At 55.6% G+C, this 26,183-nt stretch carries 26 protein-coding genes and 1 riboswitch; of the genes, 5 read left to right on the top strand and 21 right to left on the bottom strand.

Annotated features, from left to right (window positions below; genetic code table 11):
- Positions 1–2: 2 nt before the first annotated feature.
- The 9 genes from IEY11_RS02790 to IEY11_RS02750 form a co-directional block, all read right to left on the bottom strand.
- Positions 3–224, bottom strand: a complete 222-nt coding sequence (locus tag IEY11_RS02790) for a hypothetical protein (RefSeq protein WP_117491625.1) — start codon at positions 222–224, stop codon at positions 3–5.
- Positions 224–1,378: a replication initiation factor domain-containing protein gene (locus tag IEY11_RS02785; RefSeq protein ID WP_243183931.1), complete on the bottom strand. Its 1,155-nt coding sequence runs from the start codon at positions 1,376–1,378 to the stop codon at positions 224–226. The genes IEY11_RS02790 and IEY11_RS02785 overlap by 1 nt, the downstream gene beginning before the upstream one ends.
- A 269-nt stretch (positions 1,379–1,647) precedes the next feature.
- A complete protein-coding gene (locus IEY11_RS02780) occupies positions 1,648–2,460 on the bottom strand; it encodes a hypothetical protein (RefSeq protein ID WP_188885700.1) in 813 nt (270 codons plus the stop codon).
- A gap of 2 nt (positions 2,461–2,462) precedes the next feature.
- Positions 2,463–3,005, bottom strand: a complete 543-nt coding sequence (locus IEY11_RS02775; RefSeq protein WP_188885699.1) for an AbrB/MazE/SpoVT family DNA-binding domain-containing protein — start codon at positions 3,003–3,005, stop codon at positions 2,463–2,465.
- 56 nt (positions 3,006–3,061) lie between these two features.
- Positions 3,062–4,387, bottom strand: a complete 1,326-nt coding sequence (locus tag IEY11_RS02770) for an FtsK/SpoIIIE domain-containing protein (RefSeq protein WP_188885698.1) — start codon at positions 4,385–4,387, stop codon at positions 3,062–3,064.
- Positions 4,387–4,767, bottom strand: a complete 381-nt coding sequence (locus tag IEY11_RS02765; RefSeq protein WP_188885697.1) for a YdcP family protein — start codon at positions 4,765–4,767, stop codon at positions 4,387–4,389. Before IEY11_RS02765 ends, IEY11_RS02770 begins: the two co-directional genes overlap by 1 nt.
- Positions 4,768–4,789: 22 nt before the next feature.
- Entirely contained in the window at positions 4,790–5,113 is a 324-nt protein-coding gene (locus tag IEY11_RS02760; protein WP_116704820.1) for a YdcP family protein, read from the bottom strand.
- A gap of 17 nt (positions 5,114–5,130) precedes the next feature.
- Positions 5,131–6,192, bottom strand: coding sequence for a DNA cytosine methyltransferase (locus IEY11_RS02755; protein WP_188885696.1), 1,062 nt, complete (start codon positions 6,190–6,192; stop codon positions 5,131–5,133).
- Positions 6,179–6,334 (bottom strand): hypothetical protein, encoded by a 156-nt coding sequence (locus IEY11_RS02750; RefSeq protein ID WP_188885695.1) that lies wholly within the window; start codon positions 6,332–6,334, stop codon positions 6,179–6,181. The genes IEY11_RS02755 and IEY11_RS02750 overlap by 14 nt, the downstream gene beginning before the upstream one ends.
- Before the next feature lie 259 nt (positions 6,335–6,593).
- Here IEY11_RS02750 and IEY11_RS02745 point away from each other — a divergent pair, with 259 nt between their 5' ends.
- From IEY11_RS02745 to IEY11_RS02735, 3 genes are all read left to right on the top strand, one after another.
- A complete protein-coding gene (locus IEY11_RS02745; protein ID WP_367399550.1) occupies positions 6,594–6,854 on the top strand; it encodes a manganese catalase family protein in 261 nt (86 codons plus the stop codon).
- 221 nt (positions 6,855–7,075) lie between these two features.
- On the top strand, positions 7,076–8,311 hold the full coding sequence (gene fabF / locus IEY11_RS02740; protein ID WP_188885694.1) for a beta-ketoacyl-ACP synthase II: 1,236 nt from the start codon (positions 7,076–7,078) through the stop codon (positions 8,309–8,311).
- A gap of 246 nt (positions 8,312–8,557) precedes the next feature.
- Positions 8,558–10,183 (top strand): class I adenylate-forming enzyme family protein, encoded by a 1,626-nt coding sequence (locus tag IEY11_RS02735; protein WP_201309111.1) that lies wholly within the window; start codon positions 8,558–8,560, stop codon positions 10,181–10,183.
- A 61-nt stretch (positions 10,184–10,244) separates the two neighbouring features.
- On the opposite strand, the gene IEY11_RS02730 is transcribed toward IEY11_RS02735, so the two are convergent.
- From IEY11_RS02730 to ychF, 4 genes are all read right to left on the bottom strand, one after another.
- The gene (locus IEY11_RS02730; RefSeq protein ID WP_118360196.1) at positions 10,245–10,481 is read right to left on the bottom strand and encodes a hypothetical protein; all 237 of its coding nucleotides are present in this window, start codon (positions 10,479–10,481) and stop codon (positions 10,245–10,247) included.
- Positions 10,482–10,487: 6 nt separating this feature from the next.
- Positions 10,488–11,036, bottom strand: coding sequence for a class I SAM-dependent methyltransferase (locus IEY11_RS02725; RefSeq protein WP_188885693.1), 549 nt, complete (start codon positions 11,034–11,036; stop codon positions 10,488–10,490).
- A gap of 12 nt (positions 11,037–11,048) precedes the next feature.
- Positions 11,049–11,822, bottom strand: a complete 774-nt coding sequence (locus IEY11_RS02720) for an IclR family transcriptional regulator (protein WP_118478628.1) — start codon at positions 11,820–11,822, stop codon at positions 11,049–11,051.
- Positions 11,823–12,170: 348 nt separating this feature from the next.
- Entirely contained in the window at positions 12,171–13,274 is a 1,104-nt protein-coding gene (ychF, locus tag IEY11_RS02715; protein ID WP_118647278.1) for a redox-regulated ATPase YchF, read from the bottom strand.
- A 139-nt stretch (positions 13,275–13,413) separates the two neighbouring features.
- Between ychF and IEY11_RS02710 the strand changes: the two genes are divergently transcribed.
- Positions 13,414–14,316, top strand: a complete 903-nt coding sequence (locus IEY11_RS02710) for a hypothetical protein (RefSeq protein ID WP_188885692.1) — start codon at positions 13,414–13,416, stop codon at positions 14,314–14,316.
- 129 nt (positions 14,317–14,445) lie between these two features.
- A complete protein-coding gene (locus tag IEY11_RS02705) occupies positions 14,446–15,741 on the top strand; it encodes a M23 family metallopeptidase (RefSeq protein ID WP_188885691.1) in 1,296 nt (431 codons plus the stop codon).
- Positions 15,742–15,803: 62 nt separating this feature from the next.
- Here the strand turns inward: IEY11_RS02705 and IEY11_RS02700 are convergent, their stop codons facing one another.
- From IEY11_RS02700 to proB, 8 genes are all read right to left on the bottom strand, one after another.
- Complete coding sequence (locus tag IEY11_RS02700; RefSeq protein ID WP_118563965.1) at positions 15,804–17,588, bottom strand: Na/Pi cotransporter family protein; 1,785 nt, start codon at positions 17,586–17,588, stop codon at positions 15,804–15,806.
- A gap of 919 nt (positions 17,589–18,507) precedes the next feature.
- Positions 18,508–19,776, bottom strand: a complete 1,269-nt coding sequence (locus tag IEY11_RS02695) for a diaminopimelate decarboxylase (RefSeq protein WP_188885690.1) — start codon at positions 19,774–19,776, stop codon at positions 18,508–18,510.
- A gap of 29 nt (positions 19,777–19,805) precedes the next feature.
- A complete protein-coding gene (locus IEY11_RS02690) occupies positions 19,806–20,039 on the bottom strand; it encodes a DUF3006 domain-containing protein (RefSeq protein WP_118360203.1) in 234 nt (77 codons plus the stop codon).
- A gap of 154 nt (positions 20,040–20,193) precedes the next feature.
- Complete coding sequence (gene putP, locus IEY11_RS02685; RefSeq protein ID WP_117490978.1) at positions 20,194–21,690, bottom strand: sodium/proline symporter PutP; 1,497 nt, start codon at positions 21,688–21,690, stop codon at positions 20,194–20,196.
- Between the two features lie 161 nt (positions 21,691–21,851).
- Complete coding sequence (locus tag IEY11_RS02680) at positions 21,852–23,069, bottom strand: cation:proton antiporter (protein ID WP_188885689.1); 1,218 nt, start codon at positions 23,067–23,069, stop codon at positions 21,852–21,854.
- A 48-nt stretch (positions 23,070–23,117) separates the two neighbouring features.
- Positions 23,118–23,212: riboswitch (Fluoride riboswitch) on the bottom strand.
- A gap of 41 nt (positions 23,213–23,253) precedes the next feature.
- Entirely contained in the window at positions 23,254–23,859 is a 606-nt protein-coding gene (locus IEY11_RS02675) for a CYTH domain-containing protein (protein ID WP_188885688.1), read from the bottom strand.
- On the bottom strand, positions 23,859–25,106 hold the full coding sequence (locus IEY11_RS02670; protein WP_188885687.1) for a glutamate-5-semialdehyde dehydrogenase: 1,248 nt from the start codon (positions 25,104–25,106) through the stop codon (positions 23,859–23,861). The genes IEY11_RS02675 and IEY11_RS02670 overlap by 1 nt, the downstream gene beginning before the upstream one ends.
- A 124-nt stretch (positions 25,107–25,230) precedes the next feature.
- A complete protein-coding gene (gene proB, locus IEY11_RS02665) occupies positions 25,231–26,031 on the bottom strand; it encodes a glutamate 5-kinase (protein ID WP_118563969.1) in 801 nt (266 codons plus the stop codon).
- Positions 26,032–26,183 lie beyond the last annotated feature (152 nt).

Below are 26,183 nucleotides of genomic sequence, written 5' to 3'. Positions count from 1 at the left end.
TCTTACGCACCGAGAATCTGATTGAACAGACTCAGCAGAACATCCTTCACACCTGCCGCGTTGAACACCAGACCAACCGACAGCATGGCCACCACGAGAAAACCAATCAGCTTCGTAAACTCACGCTTGAAGCCGAGATACAGGCCAATCACCACGATAGCAACCAACACCAGCGGCTGGGCGTTCGACAACAGCCAGTTATACAGATTTACGCCAAAATTCATTAGTTATCCTCCATCTGAATCATTTCATTAACAGTTCTCATCTTCTGCTGGATGATTTTTCGGTGCTTGTCCCGCAGTTCCGTGTTATCCAGAATATCCTTTACATGGGACGTTCCGCACTTTTCGTCAATCAGCAGGAGCATTTTCGCCGTCGGCGCGACCTGATGAGAAAACCAATTCAGCGTCCGTTCCAGCGTATACGGCTCAGGCGCAGTCGTCAGTTTAAGTGTGTTCCGGTGTTTGCCGATAAAGGTTTCCCACATCGGGTTCAGCGGCCATTCCTCACGCGGTTTGCCGCTTTCCTTATCCACAAAGCGCACATAGCGGTTGATAATGCCGAACGCCGTTTGTTCCGGATTCTCGTTCGACACAAGATCATACACGGCGTTGTCCGCCCGCTCATTTTTCAGCCGGATTTCAAAGCGGTTCTGAATGTCCGCCTGTTCGAGCGGCGTACCGTTTTTCACCAGCTGCTCATAGGCTTTCTCATAAAGGCAAAAGTATAAGTCAGACTGCATCGAGCCGATGTACAGCGTTGCGCCCATGTGGGCGCTGTCCTGCTCCTGCCGACTTACCAGCCCGCCCGAGCGAAACGCCCGAAAACTGCGGAACACCGAAACGCATTCCTCCTTGCGGCATTTGCTGATGAGAAGCGGAATGTCCAGCATACCCACCAGATCATTTACTGCGAGGTCTACCCGTTTGAACACCGCCTTTTCTTTCATGCACTTGCGGAAAAATTCGTACCAAGTCCGTTTTTGTCCGTCCAGATACGCTTCAAACTGCCGACAGCCTTTGCCGCGCAGTTCGAGCAGCACGCCCATTTCTTCCAGCGGTGAGGTCAGCACCATCACGTCACCAATCCGGTAAGTGCTCGTGTAGCCGTACATTCCACGCGGCTCCTGCACCAGATATTTCATTTTCAGTCGAAGAACATCTTCAATGACGTGCTTTACATCCATTGTTGGAAAGCGGATACGCACATAATCGAACAGCAGTGTCAGCGGCTCAGGGTGCAGCCGAATGAGCGCGTCTTTCAGTCGTTTGCGTACCTTTTGCGGTACGGACAGATTCTCCCGCTCCAATCGGCGGTAATACTCCTCCGTCAGTCCGGCTTCAAGCGCCATATCCTGTTCGGATATGCCAATTTGCATCCGTCTTGCCCGAAACTCCATTATCCAAGTCTTATTTTGCAATTTTACCTCCGTTTCTGATTGATTTTGTACAAAGTTTTGCGTAGTTCGCCTATCTTGTCCGATTTGTACCCCCCTGTTAGATAAAGGGGGTTCCGACGTTCGGGCGCGGCTAACGCCGCGCCCAACGCACCGTTCCGTGCCGTCGGCTTTCGCGCTGCACGCCGCCGCACGGACGGCGCGAGGGCACAAAAAAGCCGTTCCTATTTTCAAGAACGGCTTACAACTGCTTATTTCTTCAATTTTCGATACTGTGTCTGCACGCAGCACATCACCCGGTCTGAGATATACGGCCGGTCACGTTCGGCATAGAATGTCAGCGGCTCGGCAAGCGCACTTGCTGCATCTTCCCATGAGAAATCACACCGAAGCTGAGCACCGCAGATTGCCTGTGCTGCGTGAACCTGCCGAACGAATTGGGTATTCATCGGCTGGGCGCGAAGCTGGGACAGCAACGCTTTCGACTCTACATCCATCGGGTAATCACGCACATTGGACAGCAGTCCCGCGCCAAAATCAAACATCGGGCAGTAATCAAACGCTTCTCCGCGGCGCAGAACGGCGATATTGTTCAGATGGCGATCCTCATTGCCGAACAGCATATCCGCTTCAAACAGCGCTGTCAGATAGACGCCGAATCGGTCAAGCCCGGTCAGGCGTTCGGTCTGCTCGATCAGCCACCCGATCTTCGCCTGCATATTCGGAAGCCGTTTCACCTGCGTCTGCCAATCCGAGCCTACGCCTTTACGCAGTAAATCGGCAAAGGTCAGAATGGATTCTCCTGACTGCAAAAAATTCGCACTGGAACAGCCGTTGCGGGTACGGCCGTGCACCTCTAGCCGCTCCATGCGGTAGGTCACATAGCGGAATCCCAGTTCGGCAAGATTGGTCTGTGCCAGCAGAACGGAGGTCACGGTTTCCGCCAAGCCCTCATAGCCGAACATATCCAACTTGAACCAGCGTCCATTCTCCTTCCATTTCTCCTGATTGCCCTTTGACGAAGTTTCCGCAATACGGTTTCCCGTTGTCAGCTTGATTGCCATGCTCATCCCTCCACGATCACAAGGCGGCAGTTGTCCTCTGCCATGCGACCCTCGGTCTTGCGGATGATTTCCAGAGGGTCATACGTTTCCAGTCCCAGTTCCGCTAAATAATAGCGCAGACCATCCCGTTGACGCGGTACACAGCGGCTTTCTAAAAACTGCTGCAAATCGTCCCAAGTCGGGTTTTGGTTGACACCAAATGCCGTCCGTAACACATCCGCTGTGTGATTTTCGATTGCCAGCGTGCGCGTTGTTCTGTCTGCACAGATTTTCGTACAGAGCGTATCCCCATCGTAGAAATGCAGGACAAGCAGTTCATGTCCGCGCTGACGAGCGGCATCCATAAATTCCGCATAGCCGCACGGTACGGCACGCCGTATCGTGATGGATTCACCATCAAACTGCAGCACGACTTCGCGCGATCCTTCGTCAATCCTCAGTTCGTTAATCCACGCAGACGGCAGTGCCACACGGTAGTTTTTCGCATCCGCGCCAGCCGTTCCGCCTGCCTTGTTGATCAAAATCTTTGCCTTGCGCTGTTCCATCGACACCTATCACCTCTTGCTATTATTATATCCATTGGACACCAATATAGCAAGTTTTATTGTTCACTCTTTACACGGTTACACCTCCCGATCTCCTTCAAAAAGTCATACCCTTTCGGCACGATTGGAGTATAAAACTCCGTAATCATTCCCTTTCCGGTATCGGCATAACCTCTGCCCTTGATATTCTTGAAAAAGAACTCCTTTTTCGTTTCGCCAAACATCATGCTGTATCCGAGTTCGGACATTCTGCCGAGCGCGACACGGAAATTAAACTGGTCGCGGATACCGTCACCAAGGTATTTAGCATCTGGGCGCTGACAGGCGAGAATCAGGAAGAATCCCGCCTGCCGCCCCAGCATGACAATCTGCCGCAGCTTATTCAACACATCTTCGCGCTCCCTGCTGGTCAGCATTTCCATGAACGCAACGTACTCATCAAACACGAGAAACTGCGGTGAAAGTCCGAGATACGCATAGTTTTCTCCGGTTTTGTAATTCTCCATGTGCTTCATATCCGCACTGCGTTCGTGCATAGCCGTGCAGAAATCGGTGATACACTGCACGATCTCCTCTTTGCGGCTGCACACGTTCGGCAGGACAGTAGACAAATCCGCTAAATCCGCGTTTTTCGGGTCGAGAATGTACAAAACCGCACTGGTTTGCAGCAATGCCCGAATCAGCGTCAGGATAAAATACGTTTTGCCGCCGCCTGTGCCGCCTGCGATGAGCATATGCGGCAGGCTGTCAAACTCCCAATAGGTGTTCTGCATGAGCTGCATTTTGCCGTGCTCCACGCGAACCTCAGAGATGGGGATACGGTTAGAGATCATGTCATATAGCAGCGTGTACTCCACAAATCCGTCCAGCAGTTCTCTGCTGACCAGTTCACAATACAGGCCGCTTTCCAGCTTGTTTTCCAAGTGCAGCAGCGGTTCTTGAAACTTTCCGAGCGTAATCTCCGCCGTGATATGCAAAAGCCCGTTTTCCATGCGGTAATACATTCGCGGAAAACGGGCAATCTTCGGTTTTGAACTTGCAGGCAGGTCCTTAAAAAATCCCTCGGACTGTTTGGTGTCGCTCTGCTCATACCACTGGTTTTCCAGTACCATGCGCGCCAGCTTTTGCCGATGGCGCATTTCATTCAGCTTGTCCGGAAACCGGCGGTACAGCAGCCACGCCGTCACGGTACACACTTTTACACCCATGGTCGCGCTGAACAGCAGGTAAGCCACGGACGGACTGCGCCAGTCTGTGCGGATATTCAGCAGTACAAATGTCACGGCAAACACCGCGAACAGCAGGAAAAACACCGTTCGGAACACCAAATCTTTATCGCTCGGGCGAATCCGCCTGCCGCGCTTTCTCCACAGCCTGTGCATTACGGTTTCTTATCCGCCGGAACATCCTTGTGCGGCTGGCTGTTCTGCGCGGGCGTTTTGAGCACCAGATCGTCCGCCTTGATGTACCAGTCTACTTCTGCTCTGTTGCCGAACGTCACATGAGCGATAGCGCCGAACATCGGATTGACCAGCTTCACTTCTGCGTTGTACGCGAAATCGCGCACCGGAACGCTCGCCGGAACACTGACCTGAATCATACGGCCCTGCTTGTCGCTTTTCAGATCGTAGGTGCGCTCCTTGACCACCTCGGACGGCGTGCCGTCTGCGTTCTCCTCGAACACCTCGCGGCGCATTGCCGAAAAACGCAGCGTGCCGAGCGTTGCTTCATTTTCACCGAAAAAACCATTGCTGAATCTCATAAATCGTACCGTCCTTTCCTGTTTACGCCTTTTCCATATCTTCCGCGTGCAGAATGTAGTCCACGAACGCGCGACCGTTGATAACATAGCCCTCAGCCGTCACCGACGGGTTCTTGAGCTTGACCGGCTCCATGTACGCGAACTGCTTCTGGCCTGCCGCACCGTCGATCACGACCTCAATATCATCCGCACGCTGCACATCGCTGAACAGCTTGTAGCGGCGGTACAGCACCTTAGTCTGGGTGCCGTTGCGGCGGGTATCGCCGCGCTTTACCTCGGCCGGACCGCCAAATTCCAGATTGCCGAGCGATTTCGCCATGTTCGGGATAACAAATTTCAATTCCATAAAAAGACCTCCAAATTCTAATTCATTACTTCCGCGATACCCGCCATCACATATTCTGCGCACGGCAGGGCAATCGAGTTGCCGAGTGCGCGATAACGGGCATGATCGCTGATTTCTTCATTCTTGCAGCCGTATTTTGTCCAGTTTTCGGGCAGACCCATCAGCCGCTCACATTCCAGCGGTGTCAGCACACGCAGGAATCCGTCCTGCTCCTCACCCTCGTACCAAAACGAAAACGGTGCTGTTACACTGGCAAGCAGAGTTGGGAACGGTTCTCCTCCTCGTCCGAAGCTGGCGCAGAATCCTTTCTGATCTCCGACCTGTGCCATAGTTCGCATCCGCCGGAGGGAAAACGGTCTGACAATGGGTACCTGCCGCCCTGTTTGAGCAGCAGGTACTCCACCTCTTTGGGTGGCGGACAGCCCGCCCGGACCGCCAATCGCAGAAAACGGGAGCACAGTCCGGGGCTTAAATAATACTTCTCCGGCACGCTGGCCTGCAAAATCCGCCACGACGAACACACGCTTGCGCCGCTGTGCGAGGGCGGGTTCTCCCCAATACTGGGCGTCCAGCAGTCGCCAAGCGGTATCAGCGCGTCCCCCTCGCACCATTCCGGCGTGCGCCCATCCACGAGGAGGCACTGGAACCTCGGCACCTGTGAACGCACGGAGCATGGCTGCAAAATCCAGCCGGTCATTTGAAGAAAACGCTCCCGCGACGTTTTCCCAAATACAGAAAGCTGGATACCGACCATTGGTTGCATATCTCATCTCCTCGATAATTCGCATGGCCTGATAGAACAGGCTGGATTTTTTGCCCGCGAAACCGTTTCTCGTGCCAATCTGCGACAAGTCCTGACAGGGCGAACCGAATGTGATCACATCGACCGGCGGTATCTCTGCACCGCTGATCTTTGTAATGTCGCCCAGGTGCAGCATATCCGGGAAATGTCGTCTGGTGATGGAGATCGGGCGTGCTTCGATCTCGCTCGCCCACACAGGTTCCATGCCGCAGTGTACCGCCGCCAGCGGAAACACGCCGATTCCATCAAACAGACTGCCGAGTTTAAGTGCGGTCACACGCATACCTCGTGCGGCCCATCGTGCCGTGGATACGACAGTTGCCGGTGCGGATTTTCTTGCCGCGCACACGGGCAAGGCAGTCGCAGTGCTCGTCCGGGTCCAAGTGTGCGCCGCAGTGCGGACAGGTGTTGTAGTACATGAGTATCCCTCCTGCTATTACATGAATTGTCATACTATCTGTACGCTGAACGGCGGCGGTCTGGCAAACAAACAATAGATTTTATATTGAGTAAGCATGATCTTCTCCTTTTTCGGGTAATGAAAAAGCCGTCCTTCTTTGAGAACGGCTTTCGCTTTACCAGTTTTTGGCGTAATATGGTTTGTATTTTAGGAAACAGCTTGTCCTGCTTTATTTTTGTCATTTTACGGTAATTTTGTTGTTCTTGTCACACCGCAGCATGAAAAGGCTTGTACAAATTCCCCTCAAAAGTTGTTCTTATCCCATCGTACCAGAGCAAAAAGCCAGAACAACCTATGACAACCTTCTCCGCCTGATCGACGACCCGGATGTTCGCGAGCCGCTCAAATTCCTGCGGGAACGGGAAGTCGTGCATTTTCAGCGGTTCGGAGATGCGCTGCGCGTTGTGCAGGATAATCTGGATGCCAAGAATTACTACGCCTACAATCCGTCCATCGACATCCGGCCCAAAGAGAAATAACGCATTTGCAAGGAGATGGTCCCTGACCGTCTCCTTTTTTGTGCAAATACTGTATCAATCCGGGGTATTGTGCAAAACAAATTTGAACACTTTACTGTGTAAAGTGACTTTTCTTTTCCGTGCATTTCTGCTATAATGTTATTAAGTAGCGCATATTATATATTTGCCTGATCACTATCGGACAGGCCTTCGCATAAATTTCAGTAAGTAGGGGAACAAGCATGAAAGAACAGAAATTGGTCATCACCGGTATGGGCGCTGTTACGCCGATCGGTATTGGTGTGGACGCATACTGGTCCGCACTGGTGGAGGGACAATGCGGTGTAGGAAAAATTACCCGCTTTGATGCATCCGAACTGCCCGTGCAGATCGCGGCAGAGCTGAAGGACTTCGATCCCGCTGCCTACATGCCGAAAACGCTGGCCCGCACGATGGACCCGTTCATGCAGTTTGCCTTTGTTGCGGCCGAGGAGGCTCTCAAGGACAGTGAGCTGTCCATCGAGAGCGAAAGCGACCGTATCGGCATCGTCATGGGCACTGCAATGGACGGCGTTACCACCGTTGCACAGACGCAAGCTGCGTTCGACGCAGGCAAGCGCGTCGGCCCTCGCTTTGTACCGATGACCATCGGCAACATCGCTGCTGCCCAGATCTCGATTGCACACGGCATTCACGGCCCAAGTCTGACGCTCAACACGGCATGCTCGGCAGGCGGCGACGCCATCATGACCGCAGCGATGCTGCTCCGCTCCGGCGAGGCAGACGCGGTTCTGGCAGTCGGCGGCGAGAGCATTCTGTGCCCGATCGTCGTTTCCGGTCTGTCGCAGGCCAAGGCGCTTTCCCGCCGAAACGACGACCCCGAGCAGGCGTGCCGCCCGTTCGACATTGACCGCGACGGCTTCGTTATCGGTGAGGGCGGCGGCGCCCTCCTGATCGAGACCGAGGAGCACGCACTCGCCCGCGGCGCAAAAATCCACGCCGTACTCGCCGGTTACGCGAACACCTCGGATGCACACCATGTTACCGCGCCCTGCCCGGACGGCGAAGGCGCTTCCCGCTGCATGAAGCTGGCGCTCAAGAAGGCCGGCATGCAGCCGTCCGACATTGGCTATATCAACGCGCACGGCACGTCCACGCCGCTCGGCGACAAGGCCGAAACGCTGGCGGTCAAGACCGTGTTCGGCGGCCGCGAAAGCGCACCGCCGATGAGCTCCACCAAGTCCGCGACCGGCCACCTCATGGGCGCCGGCGGCCTGACCGAAGCCATCGCCTGCATCAAGGCCATCGAGGAAGGCGTTCTTCCGCCTACCCTGCACCTGGCAAAACCCGATCCGGAATGCGATCTGGATTATGTGCCGAATACCGCGCGCAAGGCGGAAATCAACGCTGCAATGAGCAATTCGCTCGGCTTCGGCGGACAGAATTCCAGCCTGATTGTTGCCAAATACGAGAGATAATTCCTATCAAGAATACGCAGTTAGTGATTATGTATCCTTAAAATTGCGAATCTTTATCCTATTGCAAATAAAAATAACAGGGACATCGGCTCGCAGCCTGTGTCCCTGTAAGATTTTTCTTCTTGCAATTTCGTGATTATGTGGTATTATAATATTCGTTAAATGGTTTTTAACTCTATATACAACCATCCCCTGAGGTAATTATGAATTGCTAATTCCCCATACAAATTATTAAGAGGTGATCCCTTGAGTCACGAATACACCTATGATATTTCCATGTTCCGCGACACATTTGAAACCCGTTTCACCTATCTGAACGGTTTTCTGCGCAATGTTTCGCGTTTCGGCAGCCGACCGGCACTCTTTGACCCGCATTCCGGCCGCCGCTGGACCTACCGCGAACTGAACGCCGAAGCCAACCGTCTGGCGCATGCGCTGCGCGCAGACGGCGTCGGCAAGAACGATGTTGTCATGTTCACCCTGCTCAATTCGCCGGAGTTTGTTTTCTGCTATCTGGCGGCGCACAAGATTGGTGCGATCGCGTGTCCGGTCAACTACCGGCAGGGCGCAGGCGAGATTGCACTCGTCATTGATGACAGCACGCCCAAGGCTTTCATCTACGACGCCGAGTTCGGAGAGCTGTCCGACGGTGCGCTCGACCTGTGCGAGAGCAAGCCTGCCATCAAGATCGTTGTCGGCGCGGACGATGCCGTACCTGCCGGTCAGGTGCGCTATGCGGATTACGTTTCCGATCAGCCGGAGAACGACCCGCCGATCGACTTCGACCCGCACATCTACGACGAGACCACCCGTCTGTACACCTCCGGCACAACCAACCGTCCGAAGGGCGTGCCGATCAACAATATCAACGAGGTGCTTTCCGCGCATGACGTTATGATGCACTTCCCTCTCGGTCCGACCGACCGCACGATGAACATGACCCCGTGGTTCCACCGCGGCGGCATCCACTCCGGCGGCCCGTGCCCGACCCTGTATGCGGGCGGCGAAGTTGTCATCCTGCGCGATTTTGCGCCCAGACGCTGTCTGGAGTACACCGAGAAGTACAAAATCTCGTTCCTCATCGGTGTGCCGACCATCATCGCCATGCTGGCCCGCACACAGGAGCGCACGCCGTTCGACCTGTCCGCACTGCACGGCATCGTCACCATGGGCGCGCCGTTTGAAAAGAGCGCATGCGAGAAGTACATGAAGCTGCTCACGCCGAACATTTTCAACGGCTACGGCACGACGGAATCCTTCTGGAACACATTTCTGCGCCCGTTCGACCTGCCGGATAACGCAGGCTCGGCCGGCCGCTCGTGTACGGACGACGAGGTCCGCATCGTAAAGCTGCGCGAGGACGGCTCCCATTCCGAGCCGGACGACCTGGTCCCGCACGACAACGTGGCCGAGGGCGAGATCATCATCTCCTCTCCGGCAAAGAGCGCATTCTGCTACTACAACAACCCGGAAATGACCGAACAGAAGTTCTACAAGGGATTTCTGTACACCGGCGATGTCGGCACATGGGACGAGAACGAGTTCGTCACCGTGCGCGGCCGCAAGGACGATATGATCGTTTCCGCAGGCGAAAACATCTATCCGCCGCAGATCGAGGCCGTGCTGAACGACCATCCCAAGGTCGCAGAGAGCGCCGTTATCGGTGCGCCGGACAAGCTGCGCGGCGAAGTTGTTGCGGCATATGTTGTGCCGAGCGACCCCTCCCTCACCGTTGAGGAGCTGAAGGAGTACTGCACGAACAGTCCCGTGCTGTCCTCGTACAAGTGGCCGCGCATCTACAACATTGTCGATTCCCTGCCGCACACCGCGACCGGCAAAATCATGCACCGCGCCCTGCGCAAGCAAAAATAACCCAGACAGCACAAAAGGAGAATGGATTCGTTCCATTCTCCTTTTTACATCTACAACACGTTTACAGTAATCCTTGCAGCGACAGCGCAGCCGCCAGCGCCAGCAAAATGGCGATCAGCGTTTTCAGCACGCGCAGGAATCGTTCTCTTGTGACAAACCGCCGCCAGCCTGTCGGCTTCGGGTCCGGAGGAAGCATTTCGTCCGGTGTCGGCTTATGGTCGAGCAGCCTCACGTCGCAATCCTTGCATTTACGAACATTCTCGACGTATTCCGCGCCGCATTTCGGGCACCAAGGCATAATTCGTTACTCCTTCCAGATGAAAATCGGCAGCGGCGGATCATTTTTGCGGTTCATCCACTCACAGCCGAGCACGGTATAGGTTCGGTCATCGAGTTCCCGCAAGTGAGCCAGAATCGCGTCGCGCTCCTCATAGCCGTTTTCCTTGCCGTAATAGAGCGCAAGCGCCATCAATCCACCTTTTTTGAGCAGCTTCAGACCCGCATCAACAGCAGGCAGTGAAGTCTCTGCGGTGGTGAATTTTGTCGGGTCTCCGCCGGGCAGACGGCCGAAATTGAACACGATGCAGTCCACGGTCTCCGGTTCGGCGTAGTGCGCCATGTTAGCATGGCTGTCAAGGTAAACCTCGGCGCTGAGGTGCTCCTTCGCCAGCAGCTCACGGGTCTGCCGGACGGCATCCTCCTGCACATCAAAGGCAAGTACACGGCCGTTTTCGCCTGTCAGACGGCACAGCAGTGCTGTGTCTCTGCCCTTGCCCGCAGTCGCATCAATACAAAAATCGCCTTCCCGAACCTGCCGCCGGAGCACATTATGTACAACCGAAAGTGTGTTCATGCTCTGCCCTCCTCAAAAGCGGCCGCCGCCGAGCGCGCGCGCGATTTCGTCCCGCGCAGCCATGAGCGGCGCACGCAGCTCTGCCACGCGCTGGTCGGTCATGCGGCTGACCGGCGCGGACAGCGAAATCGCGTAGGACGCGCGTCCGCGGTAGTCCGGAATGGCGGCCGCAATGCAGCGCACGCCAAGCTCGTTCTCCTCATTGTCGAGCGCGTAACCAAGCTGACGCACCTTGTCGATCTCACGGAAAAACGCGTCCTCATCGACGATGGTGTGCTCGGTCCACGCATGCACATCGCTGTGCTGCCACACATCGCGCACCTCTGCGGTGTCCCATGTGGCAAGAATTGCTTTTCCGACGCCCGTACAGTACAGCGGCAGGCGCATGCCGATGCGCGAGAACATGCGGATGGCAGACGAGCCGTTATCCACTTTATGGATGTACACAATATCCTTGTCGTCGCGCATGACAAGGTGAACCGTCTCATCCGTGCACTGCTCGAGCCGTTCAAGCGACGCGCGTGCTCTCTCAACAATATCCAGATTATCCACAATATAGCTGCTCATCTCGCACAGGCGCATACCGGCGCGGTAGACGCTGGTTTCCGCGTCGCGCTGCACATAGCCGCGCGCACACATGCTGGTCAGCAGACGGTGAACCGTGCTTTTGTGCAGGCCGGTTTCCGCAGACAGGCCGCCGATGCTCATGCCGTTGCGGCTGCGGCACAGAGTTTCCAGCAAATCGAATGCGCGGTCGAGCGATTGAACGGTCGATTGCTCCGCCATGAAAACGCTTCCCTTCGTTCCGTATTATAAAACACATCTCCATTATACAGCAAAGCTGCACAAAAAACAAGGGATTATTTTGGTGTGGTCGCCAAATTTGGATTGGTCACTTGCGAAGCGAACGGAATTTGCGCTGACACCGCGCGGGCGCAACGCAAGGCGAGTTGCCCGTCGGGCAAGAAAGCGTTCCCTGTGGGATAACAGTGCCGCGCAGCTTTTCAACACGTTATACCGCCTGTCATCTGCGAATAAAGCTGCTGATAAACGCTATCTTGCAGGGAGCGAAATTTCTCCTTTACAAAGCAAAACCACAGTCAAAGCGACTGTGGTCTGCATAGAATTCAGCAATTATACGTTGAAACGGAACAGAACAACATCGCCGTCCTGCATCACATACTCCTTGCCCTCGGAGCGAACCAGACCCTTTTCGCGGGCAGCAGCCAGCGAGCCAAGCTCGATGAGATCCTTATAGTTGATAACCTCAGCGCGAATGAAGCCGCGCTCGAAGTCGGTGTGAATCTTGCCGGCAGCCTGCGGCGCCTTTGTGCCCTTCTCGATGGTCCACGCGCGGACCTCCTGCTCACCGGCGGTAAGGTAGCTCATCAGGCCGAGCAGGTCGTAGCAGACCTTGATCAGACGGTCCAGACCGGACTCGTGCAGGCCGAGTTCGGACAGGAACATCTCCTTCTCCTCTGCGTCCATGCCGGCGATATCCTCCTCCAGCTTTGCGCAGATCGGCAGAACCATCGCGCCTTCTGCGTCTGCAATGGCCTGTACCGCCTTGAGGCGCTCGTTCTCGGTATCGTTGCCGGTAAAGCCTTCCTCGTCCATGTTTGCCGCGTAGATGACCTTCTTCGCAGACAGCAGGTCGCTCTCACCGATGACGCGGTCAATGTCCTCGTCCTCGCCAAAGCCCTCGAAGGTGCGGGCGGTCTTGCCCTCCTCCAGATGCGCCTTCAGGCTCTCGAGGATCTCCACGTCACGGAGCAGCTTCTTGTCTGCCTTCGCAGCCTTGCGGGTGCGTTCGAGACGGCGCTCGAGGTGCTCGATGTCCGCAAGGATCAGCTCGAGGTTGATGGTCTCGATGTCACGGGCCGGATCGACCGAGCCTTCAACGTGCACGATGTTCTCGTTGTCGAAGCAGCGGACAACGTGAACGATGGCGTCAACCTCGCGGATGTGGGACAGGAACTTGTTGCCCAGACCCTCGCCCTTGCTTGCGCCGCGCACCAGACCGGCGATGTCCACGAACTCGACCACCGCAGGCGTGGTCTTCTTTGCGTGATAGAGATCGGTCAGCGGCTGCAGACGCTCATCCGGTACAGCGACCATGCCGACGTTCGGGTCGATGGTGCAGAACGGATAGTTTGCGCTTTCCGCGCCCGCCTGCGTAATTGCGTTGAACAAGGTAGACTTGCCGACGTTTGGCAGTCCGACGATGCCGAGTTTCATAATGTAATTCCTCCAACTTTATAAGGGGATTTTCTGCTCCCCGTTTTCTGCATAAAAATAGTATACCGCTTTCGCTGGAATTTTGCAATGTTTTGCGCTATACTAAAGATACCAATTTGTCTGCAAGAGGTGAAAAGCCATGCCTTCTTATGTCACTTACCATATTTTTGCGGCTACCGTACAGCGCGTAACCAGTGATTCGGTCGCCCATATCGCGTCCTCCTACCCGGCAGCCTACCGATGGGGCTCGCAGGGACCGGACCCGCTGGCGCTCTATCACGCGCCGTTCCCGTCCGCGCTGCGCAGACTGGCGAACCGCGTCTGCACCGAGCCGCCCGCGCCGCTGTTCGAGTCACTGTGCAAAGCCGCCGTCGCGTCGCACAACACGGCTGCACTCGCGTATGTATTTGGATTCTGCACGCACTATGCACTCAGCCGCGTAACCTATTCGTTTGTTTCCGCACAGGCGGACAGGCTGTCGCAGTTCATGCCGGGCTACTCTGCCGAGGCACGCCGCCATTTAGTCGAGAGCGACATCGACGGTGTGATGATCGCGGATTTTGTCTCGGACACGCCCGCCGAGTACGAGGCGTACCGTCAGCTGGAGCCGGATGCGCCCGAGTCCCCTCTCGCGGCGAAAATTCTGGCGCAGGCCCTGCGGGAGACGTACGGCGTGCACATCACGCCTGCCGCCGTCTACCACTCGATGAACGATATGCGCCGCATGCACCATCTTGCGCATCAGGGCGCCTCTGCGCTCAGCCGTCTGCAGCGGTTCGAGCACCTGATCGGCAAATCCGGTTTTGCGTCCTCGCTTATCCGTCCGACAGAGCCGCTCTCGGCGGACTGCACCAATCAGGAGCACCGTCCGTGGACATCCCGCACCGGCGAGCGAACGGATTCGTTCTACGATCTGTTTGATGCCGCCGTGCCGCTGGCGGTCTCGCTGCAGCGTGCCGCTCTCGACCGCTATTATCAGCAGAAGCCGCTCGATCCGCGCTTTTTCCCCACGGATTTTACGGGCACACCCATCAAAAAATAAAAATTTGATAACTTAGCGACAGGTTTCGTATGACTTCGCTCCCTGAAATGGGTATTCTTGGTGCTGTTACCAAACTGTAACCATTGAAAGGAGTGAATATGGCGCACATCATTCCGCCATACTACCATCATGCGAAACCTGTTATCTTTTGTTTTGGGCGTGATTTCACGCCTGCTCTACCTGCTTCTGCGGCTCATCCTGCTGCTCGACCGCACGATCTGCCGCGTATATGACCTGCCGATCTGGAGCCGGTTCGCCGGCGTTCTGCGGCAGGCAGGCCGCCGCCGTTCGGTCTGTGCGCTGAGCGTATTCGGACTGCTGTTCCTGCTGCCCGCTCTGCTGCTGACCCGGCCGGGCACGCTGCTGCTTGCGGACGGTCAACCGCTCGGTGTCATCGAGGACAGCGCAACGCTGCTGAACGCAGTAAACGCGGTTGAATCCAGCGCATCTGCCGTTTCCGGCACGGATTATTACCTGCCGCTGCGCCTGCAGGCCAAACCGGTGCGGACAGCCGCTCCGCTGCTGACGCAGGAGGAACTCGAGCGCAATCTCATTACTGCCAGCGGTGAGTTGGACACGCTTGCCATTATTTCGGTGAACGGCAAACAGACCGCCATTGCCGCCGATACGGACGGCGCGCAGGCCGCGCTCGACCGGATCAAGGCCGCGTACACGACAGCGGCAGACGAAAACGTACACTTCCTGCAGACCGTCCGCGTGGACAAGGCCGTTGCGCCAGCCGCGCTTGCAGAGACCGATTCCGCGCTGTATGATACCCTGTCGCAATGCCTTGACGTGACTGCGACCCGCGCCGTCACCTACACCGAGCAGATTCCGTTCGACACCGTGACGCAGGAGAACGAAAATCAAGACCAGACCTACCGTGAGACCGTTCGGCAGGGCTGTGCAGGCACAGCGCAGGTCACCGCCGAGATTGAAACCGTGGACGGTGAGGAGCGCACGCGCACCATCCTTGCGCGCACCGTGCTCCGGCAGGCCACCGACGAAATTGTCGAGGTCGGCACGCGCAATATCGGCATCGGCACCGGAGAATTTGCCGTGCCGCTGAACAGCTACACGTTCACCTCGGCATTCAAGTACCGCTGGGGCCGCCTGCACGGCGGCGTAGACCTCGCCGTGGACGAAGGCACGCCGGTCTATGCCGCGGATAACGGCAAGGTCATCGTTGCAGAGGACTCCGGCAACGGCTACGGCAGCTATATCATCCTCGACCACCGGAACGGCTTCAAGACGCTGTACGGGCATAATTCACAGCTGCTCGTGTCGGTCGGCGATGTGGTCAGCAAGGGCGATAAAATCGCGCTTTCCGGCAATACCGGCAACTCCACCGGCCCGCATCTGCATTTTGAGGTGCAGGTGAATGATGAAAAGGTCGATCCCCAGCAGTATGTCAGCCTCGAATGACCGCCGCAATCATTTTCCATTCTCAATCAAAAAGAGATTGGCACAAGCCAATCTCTTTTTGATTACTCCATCGCCTCGACTTCATCAATCTTGGTGAGGTACTTATTCTGATAGAATTTGAGCTTCTCCGCGAACTGCGGGGTCTCCTTATATGCCTGCTTGACGTAGGCGTGCGTATCAAACTCGGCTGCGCCCTCGGCCAGCTGAATGGTATAAATGGCGATATTCGAGCAGTGGTCGCTGATCTTCTCAAGGTCATGCACAATATCCAGGAAGTGGATACCGGTCTGCATGGTGCACTCGTTCCGGCCCAGACGCTCGATGTGGCGGCTCTTGAGACGCTCCTTCATCGTATCCACGACTTCTTCCAGCGGCTCGACCATACGGGCGGTCGAAACAGCCTGATTGTCATAGCCGTCAACGGTCATGTCGAGCACCTCGGCAACCGCTTCGCACATGGTGCGCAGCTCCTGCATCGCACTCGGCGAGAAGGACAGACCGGCCTCACGGAACTCGTCGGCACGCTCGAAGATGTTCTGCGCATAGTCGCCGATCTTCTCAAAATCGGACAGCGAGTGCATCATCTCGGCCATCTGGCGGCGCTGATCAACCGAACGGATGTTGTGGATGGTGGTCAGGTAACGGCCAATCTCAACCTCTGCACGGTCGAGGAAGGCCTCGTGCTCGTGAAAGATCTCCTCGTTTGCAGCCGCGCCGCCGAACAGCGGGTCGGTTGCCAGATGGAAATTCTGCTTGGCAGTGTCGCCCATATCGGCAATGCAGCGCTGCGCCTGATCGAGTGCCAGGGACGGCGTGGTCAGGAAGCGAGGCTCCAGCTTTGCCAGCGGGTCTTCCTGCGTCTCCTCGGCAGGCACGCTTGCCGTTGCCAGCTTGACCAGCAGACCGGTGAACGGCAGGAACAGCACCGTACAGGTGAGATTGAACAGCGTATGGAAGTTTGCGATGCCGCCCTTGTCGATTGCGTTATCCCAGAAAGAGAAACCAACCGTGTACTGAATCGCATAAATGCCGACCAGGAACAGGATGGAGCCGATCAGGTTGAAGTAGAAGTGTACCATCGCGGTACGGCGGGCATTCTTGGAGCCGCCCACCGAGGACAGGAATGCGGTGATACAGGTACCGATGTTCTGACCGAGGATGATCGGGATAGCAGCCGAATAGGTGATCGCACCCGTGGTGGACAGCGCCTGCAGAATACCAACCGATGCGGAGGACGACTGGATGATCGCGGTAACGCCCGCACCGACCAGCACGCCGAGCACCGGATTGGAGATAGCAGCGAACAGATCCGCGAACTGCGGCAGATCAGCCAGCGGTGCAACCGCGCCCTCCATGACCGACATGCCGATGAACAGAATACCGAAACCGGTGAAGATATCCGCGATATCGCGGGTACGGCGCTTTTTTGCAATCATCATAATGATTACGCCGACAAGTACGATGATATATGCCAGATTCTTCGGCTTGAGCAGATCCATGAACAGGCTGCCGCTGCCCTCGCCGCCGGACAGACGCAGGATCTGCGCGGTAATCGTGGTACCGATGTTGGCACCGAGGATAACGCCCACCGACTGCTTGAGCGTCATGATACCGGCGTTTACAAAGCCGACAACCATAACGGTCGTTGCGGACGAAGATTGAATGACCATGGTAACGACCATGCCCATCAGCAGAGCAGTAACGACATTGCCCGTCATTTTTTCAAGCGTTTTCTCCAGTTTAGAGCCTGCTGCGCGCTCCAAACCTTTTCCCATTGTCGTCATACCGTAGATGAACAGCGCAAGACCGCCGATCATCTGCACGATTGACAGCACATCAAAATCCATATGCTTCCTCCCGTTTTGTTACATAATCATTTTCATTATTTCTTCACAATTCGCATACATTTTAATTATATTGTTTTTACATGGTACTGTCAATAAAAATTGCGTTAATACTCAGGCTTTACACACATTTAACATTGGTTTGCCTACCCGGCAGGGGCACAAGAGGGTAGACACCTGCGGTTTCCACCCTCTGATTTTCACCCCTTTCCCTTTGGGATAGCACGGCGAAATTTGCAGAACTGAGACTATAAAGGAACGGCAGAGGATTTTTTCTTCCGTAGGGGCGGACCAATGTGTCCGCCCATTCCCCTACCTCTATGCAATGCCAGATACATTACTGCTACACATATGGTTTACTCTACGCAGGCGCGACACAAGGTGAATTGCCCGAAGGGCAAGAGAAGGTCCTCTGGAGGATACCCGTGTCGCGCAACTCGTTGGCTCGTTATTACGGACGGCACCTACGAATATAATCCATTAATATCATTTAACAACTATCCGTAGGGCGGGGTGCCCTCACCCCGCCGTTCCCCAATAACCCCCTTATGTTAAACCCAACCGGAGACATTGTTTCATCTGTACGTTCATTTTCCATTCTCCATTTTCAATCCTCAATTACTCCACAGAACGCAAAAAGGACCCCAAAGGGGTCCTTTCAGCTTGTCGAAAAAGCAATATTCGATTTTTATGCTTCGTGCGGCAGCACGCATTCAATCGAATTTGCTTTGCAAATTCATAAATTCCGGGAGCATGTATCTCGGAATTTATACAAGGGAAGAAAAAATGTGTCCGCAGGACGCGGTTTTTCTTCGAGATTCGCTCGAAAGCGTGGTTTCGAGCGAGAGGCTGTTCGGAAAACAAAGTTTTTCGACAGCCTCAAAGGACCCCAAACGGGTCCTTTTCTGTATGCGTAAGGCTCTTACTTAATGTTATCAAACAGTCCGGTAAAATCAAACGTTGCAAAGTAGTCCTTCGGGGTCTCTGCGCGGCGGATCATCTCTACCGAGCCGTCCTCGCAAAGCAGCAGCTCTGCGGAACGCAGCTTTGCGTTATAGTTATAGCCCATCGAGAAGCCGTGCGCGCCGGTATCGTGGATATAAACGTAATCGCCGATGTCAATCTGCGGCAGATTGCGGTCAACGGCAAACTTGTCGTTATTTTCGCACAGACCGCCGGTCACATCGTAGGTATGATCGCACAGCGCGTTTTCCTTGCCGAGCACGGTGATATGGTGGTATGCGCCGTACATCGCCGGACGCATGAGGTTTGCCGCGCAGGCGTCCAGACCGGCATACTCCTTATAGGTATGCTTCTGGTGGATGCACTGGGCAACCAGAGCGCCGTAAGGGCCAAGGATAAAGCGGCCCATCTCGGTGTAGATGGCAACATCGTCCATGCCGGCCGGAACAAGAACCTCGTCGTAAGCCTGATGTACGCCTTCACCGATGGCCATGATGTCGTTCGGCTCCTGCGACGGACGGTACGGAATGCCTACGCCGCCGGACAGGTTGATGAACGCGATATGCACGCCGGTCTCCTTCTGCACGTCAACCGCCAGTTGGAACAGGATGCGTGCCAGTGCCGGATAGTACGCATTGGCAACCGTGTTGGAGGCAAGGAATGCGTGAATACCGAAATGCTTAACACCCTTTTGCTTCATGTACTTGAACGCTTCGACCAGCTGCTCGCGGGTCATGCCGTACTTAGCCTCCTGCGGGGTATCCATGATGGAGTTGTTCAGCACGAAGTCACCGCCCGGATTGAAGCGGCAGGACATGGTCTCCTTCCAGTCGCCTACTACCTTGTCGTAGAAATCGAGGTGGGTAATATCATCGAAGTTGATGATGGTGTTCAGGTCGGATGCGAGCTTGTAGTCCTCTGCCGGCGTGACGTTGGAGGAGAACATGATGTCATGCTCCTTTACGCCGCACACATCGCTGAGCTGCAGCTCAGGCAGGCTGGAGCAATCACAGCCAAAGCCTTCCTCATGCAGAATCTGAATGAGACGCGGGGTCGGCGTCGCCTTTACAGCGAAGTATTCCTTGTAGCCCGGGTTCCACGCAAATGCTTCCTTTACCTTGCGGGCGTTCTCACGGATCGCCTTCTCATCGTAAATGTGAAACGGAGTCGGATAGGTTTTGGTGATCTCCTGCACTTGCTGGAGCGTCAAAAAGGGTTTCTTTTCCATTGGTATTTGCCTTTCCTTTACTGGGGTATTCAATCAGTATTCTTACCGAGAATTCGCTCAAATCGACGACGCATATCGTTTTCCATGCGCTGGGTCTCGATCTCGTCGATATCAACGATACGGTCGTCCTTGATGATGACCACCATGCCCTCGCACAGCATTGCCGGTGCATCGGCACGGTCGAAATTCACCATTTCGCCGTTTACTTCAACGACTACGGAATCGCCTTCAAAACGGTCTACAATTCCGGTCTGCTTTGTCATAGCAGTCTCCTCCTCGCCTCATTGATTCCGGGCGGTACCACATCGGGTATTCCCTTTACTTACATTACTTACTCTTAAGGCAATATCGCATAATTAAACAAGAGCGATTTGCGAATAAATTTTGCGGTGCTGCCTTAACTTCCGCTTTTGCAGATTACTCTACGCAGTGATGGTAGGAATCGAACTCATCGGTCACTGCCTTGGTCGGTGCCGGCGTCAGCAGGCTGACAACAACGATAGCAAGCAGACCGAACACAAAGCCCGGCACGATCTCATACAGATCGAAGATGCCGCCGGACAGCTGCGCCCATACCAGATCGACCACGCCGCCGACGATAATGCCGGCATACGCGCCCTGCTTGTTCGTGCGTCTCCAGAACAGCGAACACAGAACCAGCGGACCGAAGGCAGAGCCGAAGCCGCCCCATGCGTAGGATACCAGACCAAGGATGGTGCTGTTCTGGTTGGTTGCGATCAGAACAGCGATAATTGCTACCGCCATAACGCAGCCGCGGGAGACCCACATCAGCTCCTTCTCGCTTGCGTTCTTGCGGATCTTGTTGTGGTAAAAGTCCTCCGTGATAGCGGATGCGGTAACCAACAGCTGGCTGTCCGCAGTGGACATGATGGCTGCCAGAATAGCCGACAGGAAGATACCGGCGATGAATACCGGGAAGATCTTCGCTACCATGTTAATGTAGATGGTTTCCTGATTGCCGTCATTGAGCAGCAGTCCGTCGCCGAGGAACATACGGCCGGAAACGCCAATCATGATAGCTGCGGTCAGCGAGATAAGCACCCATACCGTAGCAATGCGTCGGGATTTCTTGATCGCCTGCGGAGACGAAATGCCCATGAAGCGCACGAGGATATGCGGCTGACCGAAGTAGCCGAGACCCCATGCAAGCAGCGAGATGATGCCCATTGCAGTATACGGCACGCCGGTCGCACCGTCAACAAGCATATTCAGGAAATTCGGATTGAACGCTTCCACCTGCGAGAAGAACTCGGTCGGGCCGCCCATCGAGAAGATAGCAATGGTCGGAACCGCGAGCACGCAGAAGAACATCAGGATGCCCTGGAAGAAGTCGGTCCAGCAAACAGCGAAAAAGCCGCCTGCAAACGTGTACGAAATAACGACTACTGCACCGACCAGCAGCGACACTATGTACGGAATGCCGAATACGGACGAGAACAGCTTCGCGCAGGATACAAAGCCGGACGCAGTGTAAAACAGGAAAAACACCAGAATGAACACCGCTGCAACAACCGAAATCCAACCGCTTTCATCGTGGAAACGGTTTTTGAAGAACTGCGGCAGCGTAATCGCATCACCTGCGGTTTTGGTGTACTGGCGCAGACGCTTTGCAACGAGCAGCCAGTTAAGGTAAGTGCCGATGGCCAGGCCAATGGCAATCCAGCCTGCGGAAATACCGGACAGGTACGCCGCACCCGGCAGACCCATCAGCAGCCAGCCGGACATATCGGATGCCTGCGCACTCATGGAGGTTACCCACGAGCCAAGCTGTCGGCCGCCCAGAAAATACTCATTTGTCGTGCGGTTTTTGCCGACGAAATACATGCCTATGCAGAGCATAAAGATCAGGTAACAGCAGAATGCCGCTATTGTGATTATGCTGTCGAAAGTCATATGTTTTACCCTCCTAAAATTTCACTTTAATTATACACGGAAACGTGCAATTTTGCAAGATTTCACGAAGGAAATTGCATCTTTAGCGAAAAATATACACTTTGCACAATTTTCCGCCAAGAAAAATGACAGCAGTTATCACAAACGCACCCAACATATCCTCATTCTGCAATATCGAACGAGTTCTCCTGCATGAGAAGGCGTCCGGCGGTGCGGTCGATGCCAATGGCGCCGAGCGGCGCGGTAATCAGGATGGCGAGCACCGCAACCGAAAGCACCAGCTGTCCGCACGGCAGACCCATCGACAGCGGCACCGAGCCGATGGCCGCCTGCACGGTTGCCTTCGGCAGATAGGCGATGACGCAGAACAGGCGCTCCTTCCGGTTCAGCCCGGTACCGAGCATGCACAGGCTCACGCCGACCGCGCGGAACACGAGCGCAAGTGCGATCATGAGCACAGCGGCTGCACCGGCCTGTACTGCGCAGCGGATATCCACAGCCGCGCCGACCAGCACGAAAAGAATCGCCTCGGCAGCAATCCAAAGCTTGCCGAACTTGGCAGACAGGCGTTTGGTGACTTTTTCCGAACTTTTGATCTTGAGGACGCACGCCATGCTCATAACGGCCAGCAGTCCGGACACGGACACGATGCCTTTGAGCCATGTCTCTACCGCCATCAGCAGGAACGACAGCCCGAGAATCAGAATAACCTTCGTGCTGTTGCGGACGTAACAGCCATGCCGGTACGCGGTTTCAAGGAACAGGTGCAGCAGCAGACCGACAGCCGCGCCGAGCACCACGCCGAGCACAATGGAAATTGGGATGTTCACGAAATCCATCATGTTGGCACTGCCGCCCTGTGCCATGCCGACAAAGGTCGAGAACAGCACGATCACATAAATATCGTCACAGGACGCGCCCGCCAGTATCATCTGCGGAATGCCCTGCCCTGTTCCCCGCTTTTCTTCCATCAGCTGTACCATTCTCGGCACAACCACCGCCGGAGATACCGCGCCGAGCACGGCACCCATGACGGCCGCTTCTATCCGGTTGATGCCCAGAATGTGCGGCGCGAGCAGAAAAAACGCCAGAATCTCACAGCTTGCAGGCACGCACGCCATCATGACCGCCGGACGTCCCACCCGCTTGAGGTCGGACAAATCGAGCGACAGACCCGCTTTAATTAAAATAATGATGAGCGCCATCTGCCGCAGGTCGGACGAGATGGACAAAATGGAATCGTCCAGCCAGTTCAGCACATACGGGCCTATCAGAATGCCCGTAAGCAGCATGCCGATGATGCGCGGCAGACCAATCCGGCTGCACAGTGCCGCCGCAGCCAGACCGAGCAGAAATGCAAGCGCGAGTGAAGTAAGCATAGTTTTTTCCTCCCAGAAACGCAGAAAAGCCGATGGCATCTGCGTAAATTTAACGCAGAAGTCATCAGCTTTAAGTCTAAAAAAAGTCTAAAAAAGCGGTTTAGGACGTTTGTCCAAGGGAGAACCTCATTCCCCTGTTGCAGTTTCCATTATACTGTATAGGAGCCGTCTTGTAAAGCGAAATTTACAGCGCCATCGCTCTCGCCAGCTTGCTGGTCGGCTCAACCACGAGGTCAAGCTGCTGCGCCAGCTCTGCGGCAAGCGCGTGGAAGGTATCCTCGCTGCCTGCGACATACTCAAGTTCGATCTCGCACAGCGGCGCCGATTTACCGTTATGACGCAGTTCGCCTTCGTCAAGCGCCATTTCGCACACGGTATCGCCCTCCTGCAGCAGAACCGCACACCGGCGGAATGAAACCGTGCAGATTTCCTGCAGGTCGGCTGCCAGCGCCCGCTCGCACAGGGCTTTCGGTGCACCAAGTTCGGGCAGTCGGCGCAGACCGTCAAGCAGAGAGACCGCCTCGCACTGGTACTCCTCGTGGGCGCGCATGCCGTCCGGCGTATCCGTGTTGCGCAGCTTCATGCAGCACACGCTGCGGTCGTTCTCGCGCCGCAGACGCAGTGCCGCCTGATGTTCCTTCAGCAGTCCGTCCGCCGTGTCAAAATAGCTGGATTCCATGTTGATGGTTCGGCTCTGGCTGCCAATCCGCGAGGAAGCCCATAGCAGCGCCTGACCGAGCAGCTTTTCGTCGGCACGCCACTTGTATTCCTTCTCCATCGTTTTATCCATTATCGCACCTGTCCATTTCCGTAAATGATATACTTGGTGGTGGTGAGCGCGGTCAGACCCATCGGACCGCGTGCGTGCAGCTTCTGGGTCGAAATGCCGATTTCAGCGCCGAAGCCGAACTCAAAGCCGTCGGTAAAGCGCGTAGACGCATTGACATAGACAGCCGCCGCGTCCACTTCCTCCAAAAATCGCTGCGACGCATCATAATCGCGGGTGACGATACACTCCGAGTGACCGGTGTTAAAGCGGTTGATGTGGTCAATGGCCTCATCGAGCGAATCGACCACCTTGCACGAAATCTCGTAGCCGAGGTATTCTCTGCCGTAATCCTCATCGGTCGCGGGCGCAATGCTGTCACCGAGGATGTCCATCGTGCGCGGACAGCCGTGAATTGCCACATGATCGGGTGCAAGGCCCTCTGCTGCCATCGGCAGAAATTTCTCCGCAACGTCCTTGTGGACGAGCAGGCTTTCCGCCGCATTGCATACGCTCGGGCGCTGGCACTTGGCGTTGACGAGAATATTCTTCGCCATTTCAAGGTCGGCAGCCGCATCAACGTAAACGTGGCAGTTGCCCGTGCCGGTCTCGATGACGGGCACGGTCGCGTTCATGACAACCGAGCGGATCAGTCCTGCGCCGCCGCGCGGAATCAGCACATCGAGATAGCCGTTCAGCTTCATCATCTGGGTTGCGGTGTCGCGGCTGGTGTCCTCCACCAGATTGATGGCGTTCTCCGGCAGACCCTCGGCCGCCAGTGCCTCGCGCATCAACTTTGTCAGGCACATGGAGGACTGGAACGCCTCCTTGCCGCCGCGCAGAATGCACGCCGAACCGGCCTTGAAGCACAGCACAGCCGCATCCACGGTGACATTCGGGCGAGCCTCGTAGATAATGCCGATCACGCCCATCGGCACGCGCTTCTGACCGATGTTCAGGCCGTTCGGACGCTTATGCATCCAGAGCACCTCACCGACCGGGTCGGGCAGCGCCGCCACCTGACGGCAGCCTTCGGCAATGCCCGCAATGCGCTTTTCGTCCAGCATCAGACGGTCGATCAGGCCGTCGTTCAAACCTGCCGCTCTGCCGTTTTCAATGTCAATCCTGTTTGCCGCGATGATCTCGTCCGCATGTGCCATCAGCGTGTCCGCAATGGCGAGAATGCCGCGGTTTTTGTCGTTCGTGCCGAGCTTCGCCACCGCGTACTTGGAGCGGCGTGCGTCCTCGGCGATCTGCATAAGCGTTCTCATTATATATTCACCTCATAATCTGCACAATTTATCTCGTAGGGCGTGACGACCTCGGCACGCCGCTGTAAACCATCCGCAATTCGTTAGAAACGGCGCGCCGAGTCGTCGCGCCCTACGGTATACGTTAGCGTTCGCGTTGGAACAGGGTTCCAACCTCTTTACCGTCCACAATATCGTACAAAAGTCCCTGCTTATCGCCGTTGGCGACCATCATGGGAATGCCTGCGTCCATGCAAAGCTCTGCGGCGGTGATTTTGGTCGCCATGCCGCCCGTGCCGTGCGCGGAACCGGCGCCGCCCGCCATGCGGCGGATTTTTGCGTCGATTTTGCCGACGTGGTTAATCAGCTTGGCCTGCGGGTTGGTGCGCGGGTTGGAGTCGTACAGGCCGTCGATATCCGAGAAGATAACCAGCAGATCGGCATCGCACATGCGTGCCACGACTGCGGACAGCGTATCGTTATCACCGAAGTTCTCGATGTGCTTCAGCTCGGCGGTTGCAACCGTGTCGTTTTCGTTGATGATGGGCACAACGCCGATCTTGGTCAGCGCGGTAAACGTGTTATGGATGTTGGTGCGCTGGTCGTCATCGACGATATTCTCGCGCGTCAGCAGGATCTGCGCCACGTTAATGCCATATTCCAGAAACATCTTGTCGTAAATGTGCATCAGCTCGCACTGCCCGACAGCCGCTGCCGCCTGCTTGACCGACAGCTCCTTCGGTCTCTCCGCCAGACCGAGCTTTGCCGTGCCGACCGCCACCGCACCCGAGGATACGAGCACCATCTCGAAGCCGCGGTTCTGCAGGTCGCTGATCGTGCGTACCAGACGCTCGATACGGCGGATATTCGGCTTGCCGTTGTCATAAGTCAGCGTCGAGGAGCCGACCTTGACGACAATGCGCCGGACCTCGTTCATGTTCAGCATAAAAATGACCTCCAAAAGATAACGTGGAAGCCTTTTCCCGGACTTCCGCCAATATACACATTGTATCACACTAAAACGCGAGAGACAAGCCGAACACAAATCTTTTACACTTTATACACATTGTGAAAATTTTATACGGAGATTTTTATCGT

This window comes from Butyricicoccus faecihominis, assembly GCF_014648015.1.
In the GTDB taxonomy this organism is placed as follows: domain Bacteria; phylum Bacillota; class Clostridia; order Oscillospirales; family Butyricicoccaceae; genus Agathobaculum; species Agathobaculum butyriciproducens.
This window is presented reverse-complemented; position numbering and strand designations above follow the sequence as displayed.

Excerpts from the sequence above, each read along its gene's own strand:
- IEY11_RS02745 (WP_367399550.1), top strand. The coding sequence starts at position 6,594 with ATGAAAAGGCTTGTACAAATTCCCCTCAAAAGTTGTTCTTATCCCATC.
- IEY11_RS02695 (WP_188885690.1), bottom strand. The coding sequence starts at position 19,776 with ATGGAAAAGAAACCCTTTTTGACGCTCCAGCAAGTGCAGGAGATCACC.
- IEY11_RS02765 (WP_188885697.1), bottom strand. The coding sequence starts at position 4,767 with ATGAGATTCAGCAATGGTTTTTTCGGTGAAAATGAAGCAACGCTCGGC.
- IEY11_RS02770 (WP_188885698.1), bottom strand. The coding sequence starts at position 4,387 with ATGCACAGGCTGTGGAGAAAGCGCGGCAGGCGGATTCGCCCGAGCGAT.
- IEY11_RS02775 (WP_188885699.1), bottom strand. The coding sequence starts at position 3,005 with ATGGAACAGCGCAAGGCAAAGATTTTGATCAACAAGGCAGGCGGAACG.
- IEY11_RS02750 (WP_188885695.1), bottom strand. The coding sequence starts at position 6,334 with ATGTACTACAACACCTGTCCGCACTGCGGCGCACACTTGGACCCGGAC.
- IEY11_RS02790 (WP_117491625.1), bottom strand. The coding sequence starts at position 224 with ATGAATTTTGGCGTAAATCTGTATAACTGGCTGTTGTCGAACGCCCAG.
- ychF (WP_118647278.1), bottom strand. The coding sequence starts at position 13,274 with ATGAAACTCGGCATCGTCGGACTGCCAAACGTCGGCAAGTCTACCTTG.
- IEY11_RS02675 (WP_188885688.1), bottom strand. The coding sequence starts at position 23,859 with ATGGATAAAACGATGGAGAAGGAATACAAGTGGCGTGCCGACGAAAAG.
- IEY11_RS02725 (WP_188885693.1), bottom strand. The coding sequence starts at position 11,036 with ATGAACACACTTTCGGTTGTACATAATGTGCTCCGGCGGCAGGTTCGG.
- fabF (WP_188885694.1), top strand. The coding sequence starts at position 7,076 with ATGAAAGAACAGAAATTGGTCATCACCGGTATGGGCGCTGTTACGCCG.
- putP (WP_117490978.1), bottom strand. The coding sequence starts at position 21,690 with ATGACTTTCGACAGCATAATCACAATAGCGGCATTCTGCTGTTACCTG.
- IEY11_RS02670 (WP_188885687.1), bottom strand. The coding sequence starts at position 25,106 with ATGAGAACGCTTATGCAGATCGCCGAGGACGCACGCCGCTCCAAGTAC.
- IEY11_RS02690 (WP_118360203.1), bottom strand. The coding sequence starts at position 20,039 with ATGACAAAGCAGACCGGAATTGTAGACCGTTTTGAAGGCGATTCCGTA.
- IEY11_RS02680 (WP_188885689.1), bottom strand. The coding sequence starts at position 23,069 with ATGCTTACTTCACTCGCGCTTGCATTTCTGCTCGGTCTGGCTGCGGCG.
- IEY11_RS02705 (WP_188885691.1), top strand. The coding sequence starts at position 14,446 with ATGCGAAACCTGTTATCTTTTGTTTTGGGCGTGATTTCACGCCTGCTC.
- IEY11_RS02730 (WP_118360196.1), bottom strand. The coding sequence starts at position 10,481 with ATGCCTTGGTGCCCGAAATGCGGCGCGGAATACGTCGAGAATGTTCGT.
- proB (WP_118563969.1), bottom strand. The coding sequence starts at position 26,031 with ATGCTGAACATGAACGAGGTCCGGCGCATTGTCGTCAAGGTCGGCTCC.
- IEY11_RS02720 (WP_118478628.1), bottom strand. The coding sequence starts at position 11,822 with ATGGCGGAGCAATCGACCGTTCAATCGCTCGACCGCGCATTCGATTTG.
- IEY11_RS02760 (WP_116704820.1), bottom strand. The coding sequence starts at position 5,113 with ATGGAATTGAAATTTGTTATCCCGAACATGGCGAAATCGCTCGGCAAT.
- IEY11_RS02710 (WP_188885692.1), top strand. The coding sequence starts at position 13,414 with ATGCCTTCTTATGTCACTTACCATATTTTTGCGGCTACCGTACAGCGC.
- IEY11_RS02780 (WP_188885700.1), bottom strand. The coding sequence starts at position 2,460 with ATGGCAATCAAGCTGACAACGGGAAACCGTATTGCGGAAACTTCGTCA.
- IEY11_RS02785 (WP_243183931.1), bottom strand. The coding sequence starts at position 1,378 with ATGCAAATTGGCATATCCGAACAGGATATGGCGCTTGAAGCCGGACTG.
- IEY11_RS02700 (WP_118563965.1), bottom strand. The coding sequence starts at position 17,588 with ATGGATTTTGATGTGCTGTCAATCGTGCAGATGATCGGCGGTCTTGCG.